Origin of the sequence: Bacteroides neonati, from assembly GCF_000499785.1 — a bacterium.
In the GTDB taxonomy this organism is placed as follows: domain Bacteria; phylum Bacteroidota; class Bacteroidia; order Bacteroidales; family Bacteroidaceae; genus Bacteroides; species Bacteroides neonati.
Genome location: NZ_HG726022.1, coordinates 114,301 through 127,107 on the forward strand (window position 1 = coordinate 114,301; position 12,807 = coordinate 127,107).

Here is a 12,807-nt window from a genome sequence, read left to right on the forward strand (position 1 = left end):
TTTTAAACTAGTAAAGAAATGGCAGAAAAAACGAGATACTCGGATGCTGAACTGGAAGAGTTCCGCACCATTATTAAAGAAAAACTCGAATTAGCACAACGTGATTACGATCAGTTGAAAATGAGTTTGATGGGATTGGATGGTAATGATACCGATGATACGTCACCTACCTATAAAGTGCTTGAAGAAGGAGCGAATACATTGTCGAAAGAGGAGACGACCCGTCTGGCTCAGCGTCAATTAAAGTTCATTCAGAGCTTGCAAGGTGCTATGGTTCGTATTGAAAATAAAACCTACGGAATTTGTCGGGAAACCGGTAAGTTGATTCCTGCCGAGCGTCTGCGTGCCGTACCTCATGCTACATTGAGCATTGAGGCAAAAAATAATGGAAAGAAATAAATTAGTTATTCATTACGAGCTACAATTTGCAAGCAAAGCAGTATGTATATATACTGCGACACTTGTATTTGTAGCTCGTAATTCGTAACTTACAGCTTTATTAATAATGAAAAAAATACTCACGAAAGGACAAATTTCGCTGTTGATTATCTTCTCAGTGTTGATTATTGATCAGATCATCAAGATATGGATTAAAACTCATATGTACTGGCACGAAAGTATTCATGTTACAGATTGGTTCTATATCTATTTTACCGAAAACAATGGCATGGCTTTTGGTATGGAGATATTCGGTAAATTGTTCCTTACCACTTTCCGAATCGTAGCGGTAGCATTGATCGCCTGGTATCTGATAAAGATTATTAAGCGCGGCTTTAAAACAGGATACATCGTTTGTGTTTCATTGATCTTCACCGGTGCATTGGGCAACATTATCGATAGTGTATTTTACGGTGTTTTGTTTAATGAAAGTACACATTCGCAGATTGCCGGCTTCATGCCCGAAGGGGGAGGGTACTCCACGTGGTTTTACGGTAAGGTAGTCGATATGTTCTACTTCCCGATTATTGATACCAACTGGCCTACTTGGATGCCCTTTGTAGGCGGCGAGCATTTTATCTTCTTTAGTCCGATCTTTAACTTCGCCGATGCAGCTATTAGTTGTGGTATCATTGCATTGCTGTTGTTTTATAGCAAATACCTAAACGAGTCATATCATTCTATCGAATCAAAGTAAAAATAGGTAATGAAGAAGTTTTTTCGTATTCAGTTGTGTTGTGTTTTTCTAACAGCCTTACTAATGGTAGGTTGTGAGGTAAAGAAACCCGATAGTGTTATACCCGAATCTCAAATGGAAGATTTGCTGTATGACTATCACATGGCTCAAGCCCTGGGAGAAAACCTGCCATACGATGAAAACTATAAAAGAGTACTGTATACCGAAGCTGTATTTAAGAAACACGGTACTACAGAAGCTACTTTTGATTCATCACTTGTGTGGTACACACGCCATACCGAAATAATGGCCAAAATGTACGAAAGAGTTAGCAAACGCCTTCGGACACAACGTGACGAAATAAACCACCTGATTGCATTGCGCGATAAAAAGCCACAGATAACCCCTCCGGGAGATAGTATCAACATCTGGTTCGGGCGGCAATTGAATGTCTTGACCGGTATGCCACTCAACAACCGGATGACGTTTACCATACCCGCCGATTCTAATTTTAAGAAACGAGATACTCTTTTATGGGAAATGCGTTATCTATTTATCGAGGGTAAACCCGATACGGCACATGCTGCTATTATGGCTATGCAGATCGTGTATGAAAACGATAGCACCATTAGCAAAGTGAAACGTATTTTTGATTCGGGCATGCAGCATATTAAACTGTATTCGGATACGCTGGGTGCAATCAAAGAGGTGAAAGGATTTGTTTATTATCCGGCTGACAAGAAGCCCCGGACGCTACTGACCGATAAAATACGCCTCATGCGCTATCATTGTACCGATACACTGTCATCGGCCGCCAAGGACTCATTGCAGACCGATTCGATCAATGCCCATAAAGGAGATTCTGTAAAAACAAAAACAGGTATGCCTGCCGACTCGGCAAAGATACATCCCAGATTGCGCCCCGAGGAGTTGAATAAACGCAGCGATGAAATACGCCAAATCAAACCCGAACAAATTGAGACGGAAGAGCGTATCCAACAAGAAAGGTTGCAATTGCAGCAAGATCGCCGTACGCATCGCAGGCAACAGGTGGGTACGTCGAATAGACAACGAAATTAAACTTATTTTTATTCCCGCAATGAAACGTTTTGCATCACATTATCTGTTTGTACCCGATATGGGATTTCTCAAACAATACGTAGTCGAACTTGACGAAGGAAGGGTGGTGCGTTACTTTCCGTTGACCGAAGAGATAGAGTCGGTAGAATGGATGCCGGGAGTGATTGTATTATCAACAGAAAAAGCGGAAAAATACTTTTCCGCTTTTCTGCTTTTTCCTTTCGACTTTACGACCATGCAGCCTGTCGCCGAAACTCAGCGCAGACAACTGCGGTAGCTATGGCTACATTCAGCGATTCGGATGTTTCCCGCTCTATCGGATAATTAGGAATATACAATTTTCGATTAATCAACTCTTCTACTTCGGCACCAATTCCATTTCCCTCATTACCCATCACAATGAGTCCATGAACTGACAATGGCTGTTCATACATATTCTTTCCATCCAGAAAAGTCCCGTAAACCGGCATGTCGCCTAAAGATCGGATTAAGTCGGGCAGGGGAGTGTAATGCACTTTAACACGTGCAATACCGCCCATTGTAGCCTGAATGGTTTTCGGATTGTACACATCGACGGTATTGGGTGAGCAGAATATATGCTCGATACCGAACCAATCTGCTAGGCGGATAATGGTGCCCAGATTGCCCGGATCTTGCACATCGTCGAGAGCCAGGCATAGTGACTGCCGAACTGCTTCGGTATCAAATAAGTATTCGGGTTGTTCAAATACGGCAAGTACTTGCTGCGGCGTTTTCAACAAACTGGCACGCGAAAGTTCGTCCGATGTAGCCTTGCTCACCTCTTGTGCCGGAAGCACCGGGTGTTCTTTTAACCAATCTGAAGTTGCTGCAAGAAAGCGGCAAGGAAAACGTCCCAACAGATCACCTACCAATTTAGGCCCCTCAGCCAAGAACACTTTTTCTTCCTTACGAATCTTTTTTAGCTCTAACGAACGGATATACTTGATTTTGTTTTTGCTCAATAATGTCATAATAACTGTAATTTAGGACAAATCTATAAAGATATTCTCAATAACTCACGCTGTTTGCTCTATTTTCTACAGATTATTTGCCGGAGTAAGAAAAAGTGGTGTGTAAACCCTTATCATTTTATTATACGCTGAATGTGATGAATTAATCATAAATAACGTTTAATGGTAATAAATAGAAATAAAACACAAGCCATTTATTTCATTTGTTTGTTTTAAAAGAAGTATAGATTATTTATGCAATATAACTAATTTTTATTTTTAATGATTACTTATCCGAATGAATTATGGAAAAGAAGAATATTGGAGAACACTCAGGAAAAGTCTGGCATGCGTTGAGGGTAGTAGACAAAATTACGATTCCAGAATTGGCTAGAAAGCTTGATCTAAGCGTAGAAAGTATATCTTTGGCTGTTGGTTGGTTAGCCAGAGAAAATCAAGTACACGTCAGGAGAGAAAAGGGGATAATTACCGTATCGTCCATCGAAAAATCTGTTGAATTTAGTTTTGGATAATCCGATTCTACGATAATTGAAATTCATCTTTCTTGTGTAGCTTAAATATTATTCTCATATTTGCATGACGTATCGAATAATTTGATGCATACAATGTATGAGAAGAGGTTTTTTTTACACCATATTTTCTATTTCAATTCTATCATTGGCTTCGTGTACAGCTACTAAGTTTGTACCTGAAGGTGCTTATTTATTGGACGAAGTTAAAGTACATACGAACAACAAAGACATTAAACCTTCCAGTCTCCGGCCTTATATACGCCAGAATCCAAACACCAAATGGTTTAGTCTGGTCAAAACACAGCTTTATATTTATAACCTCTCCGGGCGGGATTCTACCCGGTGGTATAATAAGTTTTTCCGACGCATTGGCGATGCCCCTGTAGTCTATAGTGAAGCAGATGCACAGCGCTCGCAGGAGGAGTTGACCAAAGCACTCCAAAATATGGGTTATATGGGTGCAACTGTAAAGCATGTCACCGAGGTGAAGAAGAAGAAAATAAAGTTGGATTACGAGATTAATGCAGGGCGTCCATACACTGTTCGCTCATTGAATTATGCCATCTCCGATCCTCAAATAGCCGAACAAATTCAAAAAGATTCGGCACGTACTTTATTAAAGGAAGGTATGCTGTTTGATGTGACTCAATTGGATGCCGAACGGCAGCGTATTACCGATAACCTGCTTTCGAATGGTTATTTTAAATTTAATAAGGATTATATCAGTTACACAGCCGATACGGTACGTGACGCCTATCTGGTCGATTTAACGATGCATTTGCAGCGTTATAAGAGTCATCAAACCGACGAACCCAAGAACCATCCTTTATATCAGATAAATAAGATTAGCTTTATAGCAGACTATGACGTATTGCAATCATCGGCTCTGAGTAGCATTAATATAAATGATTCGGTTCACTATAACGGATTTCCTATATATTATAAGGATAAGCTATATTTGCGCCCCAAAGTACTAACCGATAACCTTCGTTTTGCATCGGGTGAACTTTATGACGAAAAGGCGGTACAACGTACGTATACAAACTTCGGACGCCTGCCGGCTTTGAAGTATACGAATATTCGCTTTGTTGAAACACAGGTAGGCGATACGACTAAGCTTAATTGTTATGTGATGCTTACCAAAAGTAAGCATAAATCGGTTGCTTTTGAGGTGGAAGGAACGAACTCGGCAGGCGATTTGGGAGCAGCTGCTTCGGTATCTTTCCAGCACCGAAACCTGTTTAAAGGGTCAGAAACTTTCATGATGAAATTTCGTGGTGCATACGAAGCTATTACCGGGCTACAAGGTGACTACCGTAATAATAACTATCTGGAATATGGTGTAGAAACGAGTGTAAACTTTCCCAATTTTCTTTTTCCCTTTCTATCCTCGGATTTTAAACGGAAAATTCGGGCGACGACCGAGTTGGGGCTGCAATACAATTATCAGGTGCGTCCGGAGTTCTCACGCACCATTGCTTCCGCCTCCTGGAGCTATAAATGGATACAACGGCAGCGTATTCAGCACCGCATTGATCTGATTGATATCAGTTATCTTTATCTGCCTTGGATCTCGGAAACGTTTCGTCAGGATTATGAGGATAAAGGACAAGGCGACATTTTTGACTACAATTATAAAAACAGATTGATTGTGCGAATGGGGTACAGCTATAATTATAATAGCATGGGAAGCTCATTGGTGAATAATACGATTACGACTAATTCATACTCTATTCGTGCCAATATTGAATCGGCCGGTAACTTGCTCTATCTTTTCTCAAGAGCTACGAGGCTGCGCAAGAATAGCGATGGAGAATATGCCATTTTAAATATTCCCTATGCACAGTATGTAAAAGGCGACTTTGACTTTGCGAAAAATATTAGAATAGACTATCGCAACTCTTTGGCTTTTCATATAGGCGTAGGAGTGGCAGTTCCTTATGGAAATGCTAAAACCATCCCTTTCGAGAAACAATATTTCGCAGGAGGTGCCAATAGTGTGCGTGGCTGGACAGTGCGCAATTTAGGTCCGGGAACATTCGCAGGCGATGGAAACTTCCTGAATCAATCGGGTGATATCAAACTTGATGCAAGTATAGAGTATCGTAGCAAGCTGTTCTGGAAACTGCAAGGAGCCATGTTTGTCGATGCCGGTAATATCTGGACCATCCGTAGTTATGAGAATCAACCCGGAGGTGTATTCAAATTTAATGAATTCTATAAACAGATAGCAGTGGCTTATGGCTTAGGCGTAAGATTGGATTTGGATTTCTTTGTGCTTCGTTTTGATGGAGGTATGAAAGCTATTAATCCGGTCTATAAGAGTGGCAAAGATCGCTACCCGATTACACACCCCGATTTCAGTCGTGATTTTGCTTTCCATTTTGCCGTGGGTTATCCTTTCTAAAAGAGATAAAAAAACTCCCATAACGTTGATTTCGTTTATACGACTATCAATGTTATGGGAGTAATGTATACGCTAAGAAAACTTATGGAAGGACGCTTAGCGTGCAGCAAACATCAAGTTATCCATGGCAACTTGACGTGCAGCCGTCATTCCTTTGGCATCTAAAGATACATTCAGCGTTTTACCGTTGGGCAGCATCATATCCGCTGTACCGTCATTATTCATCTTTAATAATTCCGTGGTCTGTCCTTCAGCTACGACATTCCATGTATTGGCATCCTTGTTGTAGATCAACTCCATCGCTTTCTTTTCACCTTCTTTGGTGATTGAATAACCATTTTCCAATGTCTCAACCATGTAGTTGCCGTTCTCACCTTTCACCTTTTTCACATCTCCAACGTTTGCCATCGGATTAGAACCAGTCCAGAACTCAATCGAGTTGATTACCAATGCATCTGCCAGATAAGCAACCGGATATACAGGGATAATATTCAGAGCAATAAATACCAATTCATTTACGAACTTATGTCCAACTGTTTGGTTCCATGAGGCAAGGCGATTAAACAATCCAAATGATCCTACACACGAACTAAATAAAATAGTACTGCTCAAAACACAGGCAGCAACGAAAGTCAATTTTCTTTTTCTCATACTTACTCTTATTAAAAAATAGGTTATAAATGAATTCAAAAAGTTTATTCTATATCTGTGTTCGAATAACTTAATTTGCTACAAATATACCGTGTTTAATCGAATTTTAAATAAAGTAGGTAGTTTTTTTATATCATTTCGTTCTTTTAGTTAATTTATCGCCTATAAAATGATCAATCGAATATTTGCCCGGACCGGTAATATATAGAATGATAAATACGGATAAATAGATAAAAGGAAGCTCTTTAGCTGAAAATGGTTGGTGTCCGAAAACGACGAATACAACCACACACATCGTAAAGATCATTGGAATTAATGCCAACCGGTATAAGAAACCGACAATGAATCCGATGGAGCATACTAATTCGGCAAAAATAGCTAGACTTAATGAGACATCTACGCCCAAGCCAATCGGATCGGGAAAAGAATGGGAGAGTTCTTGGAAGTTCATTACTTTCTGCAATCCATGATGCATTAATAACAAACCAAAAAGTATACGCAATACCAGCAGGAGGGATGATCCTCTTGTATCGTTATACTTGGTCGGGAATAAGAAATTGTAAATCATATGTGTTTTGGTTTTTAAGTTTCAACTTGCTGGCCTTTTTTAGCCGGTTTGATAATCAGTCGCAATGATGGGTCGTAAGTGAAATAGCTCCACATCCAATCGAGAAAGATGAACAATCGATTCTTTACTCCGACTATACTCATCAAGTGGATAAACAGCCACACTGCCCAAGCCGGAAATCCGACAAAGCGTATTCTCTTCATCTCTACAATGGCATTATTACGGCCAATGGTAGCCATGGAACCTTTATTGTGGTAAAGAAAAGATTTCATCGGAAGATTCTGGTTCAATCTGCTTAAGTTGTCAACGAGTAGTTTCGCTTGCTGAATGGCTGGTTGAACAACCTGGGGGTGTCCGTTCGGATAATCGGGTGAAACCATAAAGGCTGTATCGCCCAAAGCAAATATATTCTCGAAACCACATACGGAATTGTATGGGTCGACCCTTAGCCGGTTTCCCGGTCCGTATACTTCGGGGGGTAATCCGGAAATACTGTTCGCTCTTACTCCTGCTACCCAAAATACGTTGGCTACAGAGATGGAGCTTCCATCGCCAAGGGTTAAGAGGTGATCTTTATATGTTTCGACCTTGCAGTTGACCTTGATTTCGACTCCTTTTTTGTCCAGATAGGTTCGAACCTCTTCGGATGATTGCTCAGAGAAAGCAGCAAGCAGTCTGGAACCTGCATCGATCAGAACGATTCGCATCTGCGTCATATCCAGATCGGGGTAGTCGTGGGGTAGAATAAACTTACGCATCTCGGCCAATGCTCCTGAGAGTTCGATGCCGGTGGCACCCCCTCCAACAATAACAAAGGTCATTAATGCGCTACGCACTGCCAAGTCATTGGTGTTTTGGGCTTTCTCAAAACTTTCCAATATCTGATTGCGATTATAAAGTGCTTCGGAAGTTGTTTTCAGGGAGAGTGTACGCAGTCCCAATTCGGTATTCCCAAAGTAATTCGTATCGCAGCCTGTGGCAATGACAAGATAATCGTAAGAGAGTGTGCCTATAGATGTTTCAAGCGTATTTTCTTCAGCTATCACTCGGAGAGCCTCACAAATACGGATATGGACATTGGTACGTTTGTGAAATATTTTTCGAAACGGAAAAGAGATGGCGCTTGGCTCAATACCTGCCGTAGCTACCTGGTATAAAAGAGGCTGAAACAGGTGATAATTGTTTTTATCTAAAAGAATCACCTGAAAGTCGTCACCTTTAAGTTTTCGAGCTAGTTTTAATCCGCCAAATCCTCCCCCTACAATTACGATTCTTTTTTTAGTTCCTTTATCGGGTATATCAATTACATTCATCATAATAAAAAAATGTGTTTTATATCTATATTAGTAATATAACATAGTACAAGTTCAGAATGTTTTGAATACGAATGTGTTAATCGAATACGATATCATTAAATCTAATATGTACTTCAAACACTGAATTGAAGCGCTACTTCAATCTGCTCATCTCCGAATTCTATATGGTGGAAGCCAATTGGGAGCAAGCATTCAAAAGTCTGCAAAAACCATTTATCAACGAATTCAACATACACAAATCCTCCATTCGAAAAAGTGAGAACCGAAGAGAGTGCAAACATTATTGAGTAAGTTTAAAAAAGAAAATAGGTATTGAAAAAGGACTAAAAAGTATTCTACAGCTTTGCCCACTTGTATTTACAAGAATACTTTTTTGTTCAGTAAAATATGCATCTGATTATCAATATATACCAGAAATGTAATTATGACTTTTTATACCTATCTTACAAATGGTTATCTGTACACTAAGATATATCTTCGCTATCGATAAATTAACTATATACCAAACTGCTAATAGATATATAAATTGCATACCAGTAGCTAAAATCGTTTTGTTCTTTTTAAGAATATGCCTATGAACATTTGATAATTAGCTTAATATGAATCCGATTTCCAATGGTGTCGCATTGTAAAAACTCAGTATCTATGTTTAACCAAATATTTACAGTATGAAAAAAAGAATTAATCTAGTTAAAGATCTTAGCATTATTAGTGGGCTATTTAAACGAAAATCAGTAGGTGTTTTCCTTTTAGTTCTATGTACAAGTTTTCAGTTAGTTGTAGCTAATATTAATGAAAAAACCGATTCTAAAACAGTCCAACAAGTGAAAACAGAGAAAGTATTGGGAATAGTTACAGATCAAAATGGTGAAGCTGTCATTGGAGCGTCTATCATTGTAAAGGGGGGGGCAAAAGGTACTATTACAAATGCTGATGGTCATTTTTCATTAGATCAAGTGAAAAGAGGGGAACTACTTATTATTTCATTTATAGGTTATAAAACCCTTGAAGTTCCTAATACCGGAAAGCAGCTTATTGTTACTCTAACTGAAAATACTCAAACTCTAAACGAGGTAGTCGTTACCGCATTAGGAGTAACAAAACAAGCTCGCTCGGTTGGCTATGCAACTAGCAGAGTGTCAACGAGCGAATTAGAACGTACTAATGCAATTAACCCTGTTAATGCACTGCAAGGAAAAGTTGCAGGCGTAAATATTAACATTGGTGGAGCTTCGGGTGTTACCTCAAGCTCATCCATTACCATACGAGGAGCTAAATCCATCGACAAGAATAATTCTCCTATTTTTGTAATAGACGGCATGATCATTCAAGAACCAATTACAGGAACATTGGATGGAACCGACTGGGGGTCACAATTAAAAAACTTAAATCCGGCTGACTATGAAAGTGTTACTGTTCTAAAAGGAGCTGCAGCAACTGCACTTTATGGTTCGCGCGGAGCCAATGGTGCTGTAGTGATTGTATCTAAGGGTGGAAAGTACGGAAAGCAAGGATTGGGAGTAGAGATTTCTCAAACACTTGAAACTACCGATATATATAAATCTCCGATTGCTTTTCAAAATATTTATGGAGCAGGTACTCCGAGCAATGGCTATGAAGGTGACTTTTTGGTCGATGGTACTTTGCAGAAAACAAGCTCTAGTTTTGGCCCCAAAATGGATGGCAGACTAATAAACCAGTACTTACCCGGTGGGCAACCCACCTCGTTCATTGCTCATCCCAACAATTGGAAAGCGCTGTATGGCAGTGGACTCAATAGTACAACCAATATTGCAATTAATGGTGGCAATGAAAAATCATCTTTCCGCTTATCTTATTCATTTACAGATAATAATGGTGTTTTTAAACGAAATGAATTTAAACGGCATTCCATTGCTTTCAAAGGAATTACCGAATTAAATAAAATTTTTTCATTAGAAGTTGGAGTAAACTATGCATTCTCTCGTGCTCAAAACGGAGCCAATCAAGGAGGTTGGAACTGGAATGGAAACGTAGCGATGATGAGTACCTACTATACCCCACGAAATATGGATATCAAAGCTTATGAGAGTATATATAGAGATCCGGAGACTCACGCTGTAGAAACAGATAGCCCCTTCGAGACACTCCGTGCATATCTACACGACAGAGACATGAATCTTAACGAGCGTTCAGAGAACTCATTACTGACAAACCTTACGCTACAAGCGAAAATAGCACCTTGGCTAACAGCTAGTATCAAAGGGAACTATAATTATTACGGTATCTCAAGTATGTCAAAGCAGTATGGTACAGGAGTCAATTATGGACCTACGGGAACAGGGTACTATGGTCGCAGTGGCAATATATCCGGCTCTTATAACTTTTTGGGAATGTTAAAATCAATCGATAACAAGATTAAGTTGGGAAATGAGATTATCACTCTTGATGCTTTTGTTGCCGCCGAACTATATGGTAATACCGAGTCGCACACATGGAGTAAAGGAACCAATGGTGGATTAGTCACACCAGGTATTTTCGCATTCTCCAACTCAGTAAATAAGATAGAACCTTCATTTAACTACTCTCCTCGCAACAACCAAACTCTAGGCATATCAGGCATTCTAAACTTAGGTTGGAGAGAGCAAGTTTATCTAGAACTAACTGCGCGCAATGATTGGCTTTCTACACTAACCTACCCATCATATATGACTACTGGGCAGAATAACTATACTGTATTTTATCCATCTACTAATGCATCCTGGGTATTTACAGAAACATTCAAACTTCCTAAATGGTTCTCTTTCGGTAAACTGCGCGCATCTTTTGCCCGGGTTGGTATGGGTACAAGTGCTTATGCTACTACAAAAGGATTTGGTGTATTTGCCCAAAGCGCACAGTACGACTCCGACCGCAATAGCATTCTAGTTGCCAATCCCAATTTAGGACAATCCTGGAACAGTGATTTGAAGCCTGAAATCCAGCAATCAATTGAAATAGGTACTGATATACGCTTCTTTGATGAGCGCTTGACACTAGACATTGCTTACTATAAAACAAATACCAAGAATCAGATTATGACCATTCCTGCAGTATTAGAGTCTGGCGCCAAAGAGCAGCTGATTAATGCAGGCAATATTCAGAATCAAGGTGTTGAAATACAATTGGAAGGTACACCGATACGCAGCAAAAACTTCCGATGGACTATGGGAGCTAACTTCACATTAAATCGTGGAAAAATCATCAAATTACATGAAAATATAAAAGAATGGAATTTGCTAAGTGCTTATGATGGAGGTCCGGAAATTTGGGCATATGAAAATGGAGCCTTTGGTGTTATTACCACACCATACAACTCTACCGATGCTGGGGGAATCTATCGCTTTAATAATGCTGAAGATCCTAATGACCCAAGAAACGGGAAACCAGTTATCTCTTATTGGGGTGAAAGCGGTTCACCGAATAAAGTATCTGTCTATGGTTATGTAACAGATGCTGAAAAAGGTATCAAAGAAAGAAAAATTATAGGAAAAGTAGAACCGAATTTCTTGTTAAGTTTAAATACGTCATTTTCATATAAAAACTTTGATTTTTATGCTTCAGCTGATGGGCGTGTAGGAGGTAATTTTTATTCAAATACCTACAAATACGCTTCCAGCAAAGGCGTCTTAAAGTCCTCACTATATGGTCGCGATAAAGAGCATGGTGGCATAGCACGCATAAACTATAAGGGAGAAACCGTTTATGACGCAATTATGCTTGATGCAGTATTTGATGAAGGAGAAAAAGCACCAAGGGCCGATGACCCGACTAAAAAAATGGATGTAGGTGGAATGACCTATGCGGAAGCCTTAGAGCAAGGAATGCAACCTATGATGGCAAGTGCGTTCTATTATAATAATTTTGGTTGGGGTATGCCGGCTGAACTAGGTATTCAAAATAATACATGGTTCTGCTTACGCGAAATCACAGTTGGTTATCGCTTCCCCGAAAACATCTGCAAAAAAATCGGTGCGAACTACTTGCGACTTGGTGTTACAGCTCGTAATATTTGTTATTTAGTTAACAAACTAAGCGATGGGCTGAACCCGGAATCTATTTCTTCTAACAATCCATTGACTCCGATGGATATTGGCGGTACACCCTTTGCACGTACCTATGCATTTAACTTAACTGTCAGATTCTAAA

Annotated in this window: 11 protein-coding genes; 7 read left to right on the plus strand and 4 right to left on the minus strand. The window is 39.7% G+C overall.

The window, feature by feature from the left end:
* The first annotated feature begins 18 nt into the window (after positions 1-18).
* The 4 genes from TY03_RS12425 to TY03_RS12440 all read left to right on the plus strand — a co-directional run bounded on the left by TY03_RS12425 (position 19) and on the right by TY03_RS12440 (position 2,471).
* Positions 19-399: a TraR/DksA family transcriptional regulator gene (locus tag TY03_RS12425; RefSeq protein WP_042370448.1), complete on the plus strand. Its 381-nt coding sequence runs from the start codon at positions 19-21 to the stop codon at positions 397-399.
* A gap of 106 nt (positions 400-505) precedes the next feature.
* Positions 506-1,135: a lipoprotein signal peptidase gene (locus tag TY03_RS12430; RefSeq protein ID WP_042370450.1), complete on the plus strand. Its 630-nt coding sequence runs from the start codon at positions 506-508 to the stop codon at positions 1,133-1,135.
* Positions 1,136-1,144: 9 nt separating this feature from the next.
* Entirely contained in the window at positions 1,145-2,194 is a 1,050-nt protein-coding gene (locus tag TY03_RS12435) for a DUF4296 domain-containing protein (protein ID WP_042370452.1), read from the plus strand.
* Between the two features lie 19 nt (positions 2,195-2,213).
* Positions 2,214-2,471, plus strand: a complete 258-nt coding sequence (locus tag TY03_RS12440) for a hypothetical protein (protein ID WP_042370454.1) — start codon at positions 2,214-2,216, stop codon at positions 2,469-2,471.
* On the opposite strand, the gene TY03_RS12445 is transcribed toward TY03_RS12440, so the two are convergent.
* Positions 2,422-3,186: a TrmH family RNA methyltransferase gene (locus TY03_RS12445; protein ID WP_042370456.1), complete on the minus strand. Its 765-nt coding sequence runs from the start codon at positions 3,184-3,186 to the stop codon at positions 2,422-2,424. The two genes, TY03_RS12440 and TY03_RS12445, sit on opposite strands and share 50 nt — an antisense overlap.
* Positions 3,187-3,470: 284 nt before the next feature.
* Here TY03_RS12445 and TY03_RS12450 point away from each other — a divergent pair, with 284 nt between their 5' ends.
* Both TY03_RS12450 and tamL read left to right on the plus strand, forming a co-directional pair.
* Positions 3,471-3,698 carry a winged helix-turn-helix domain-containing protein gene (locus tag TY03_RS12450; RefSeq protein ID WP_042370458.1) on the plus strand — a complete coding sequence of 76 codons (228 nt, stop codon included), beginning with the start codon at positions 3,471-3,473 and terminating at the stop codon, positions 3,696-3,698.
* Positions 3,699-3,795: 97 nt separating this feature from the next.
* Entirely contained in the window at positions 3,796-6,105 is a 2,310-nt protein-coding gene (gene tamL / locus TY03_RS12455) for a translocation and assembly module lipoprotein TamL (RefSeq protein ID WP_042370460.1), read from the plus strand.
* A gap of 96 nt (positions 6,106-6,201) precedes the next feature.
* Here tamL and TY03_RS12460 read toward each other — a convergent pair whose 3' ends face one another.
* The 3 genes from TY03_RS12460 to TY03_RS12470 all read right to left on the minus strand — a co-directional run bounded on the left by TY03_RS12460 (position 6,202) and on the right by TY03_RS12470 (position 8,640).
* A complete protein-coding gene (locus TY03_RS12460; RefSeq protein ID WP_042370462.1) occupies positions 6,202-6,756 on the minus strand; it encodes a DUF3332 domain-containing protein in 555 nt (184 codons plus the stop codon).
* 133 nt (positions 6,757-6,889) lie between these two features.
* Positions 6,890-7,324, minus strand: coding sequence for a DoxX family protein (locus tag TY03_RS12465; RefSeq protein ID WP_042370464.1), 435 nt, complete (start codon positions 7,322-7,324; stop codon positions 6,890-6,892).
* A gap of 14 nt (positions 7,325-7,338) precedes the next feature.
* Positions 7,339-8,640 carry an NAD(P)/FAD-dependent oxidoreductase gene (locus tag TY03_RS12470; protein WP_042370465.1) on the minus strand — a complete coding sequence of 434 codons (1,302 nt, stop codon included), beginning with the start codon at positions 8,638-8,640 and terminating at the stop codon, positions 7,339-7,341.
* A gap of 668 nt (positions 8,641-9,308) precedes the next feature.
* On the opposite strand from TY03_RS12470, the gene TY03_RS12475 reads away from it, so the two are divergent.
* Positions 9,309-12,806, plus strand: a complete 3,498-nt coding sequence (locus TY03_RS12475; protein ID WP_081713103.1) for a SusC/RagA family TonB-linked outer membrane protein — start codon at positions 9,309-9,311, stop codon at positions 12,804-12,806.
* Position 12,807: the final 1 nt, after the last annotated feature.

Excerpts from the sequence above, each read along its gene's own strand:
- TY03_RS12425 (WP_042370448.1), top strand. The coding sequence starts at position 19 with ATGGCAGAAAAAACGAGATACTCGGATGCTGAACTGGAAGAGTTCCGC.
- TY03_RS12430 (WP_042370450.1), top strand. The coding sequence starts at position 506 with ATGAAAAAAATACTCACGAAAGGACAAATTTCGCTGTTGATTATCTTC.
- TY03_RS12435 (WP_042370452.1), top strand. The coding sequence starts at position 1,145 with ATGAAGAAGTTTTTTCGTATTCAGTTGTGTTGTGTTTTTCTAACAGCC.
- TY03_RS12440 (WP_042370454.1), top strand. The coding sequence starts at position 2,214 with ATGAAACGTTTTGCATCACATTATCTGTTTGTACCCGATATGGGATTT.
- TY03_RS12445 (WP_042370456.1), bottom strand. The coding sequence starts at position 3,186 with ATGACATTATTGAGCAAAAACAAAATCAAGTATATCCGTTCGTTAGAG.
- TY03_RS12450 (WP_042370458.1), top strand. The coding sequence starts at position 3,471 with ATGGAAAAGAAGAATATTGGAGAACACTCAGGAAAAGTCTGGCATGCG.
- tamL (WP_042370460.1), top strand. The coding sequence starts at position 3,796 with ATGAGAAGAGGTTTTTTTTACACCATATTTTCTATTTCAATTCTATCA.
- TY03_RS12460 (WP_042370462.1), bottom strand. The coding sequence starts at position 6,756 with ATGAGAAAAAGAAAATTGACTTTCGTTGCTGCCTGTGTTTTGAGCAGT.
- TY03_RS12465 (WP_042370464.1), bottom strand. The coding sequence starts at position 7,324 with ATGATTTACAATTTCTTATTCCCGACCAAGTATAACGATACAAGAGGA.
- TY03_RS12470 (WP_042370465.1), bottom strand. The coding sequence starts at position 8,640 with ATGATGAATGTAATTGATATACCCGATAAAGGAACTAAAAAAAGAATC.
- TY03_RS12475 (WP_081713103.1), top strand. The coding sequence starts at position 9,309 with ATGAAAAAAAGAATTAATCTAGTTAAAGATCTTAGCATTATTAGTGGG.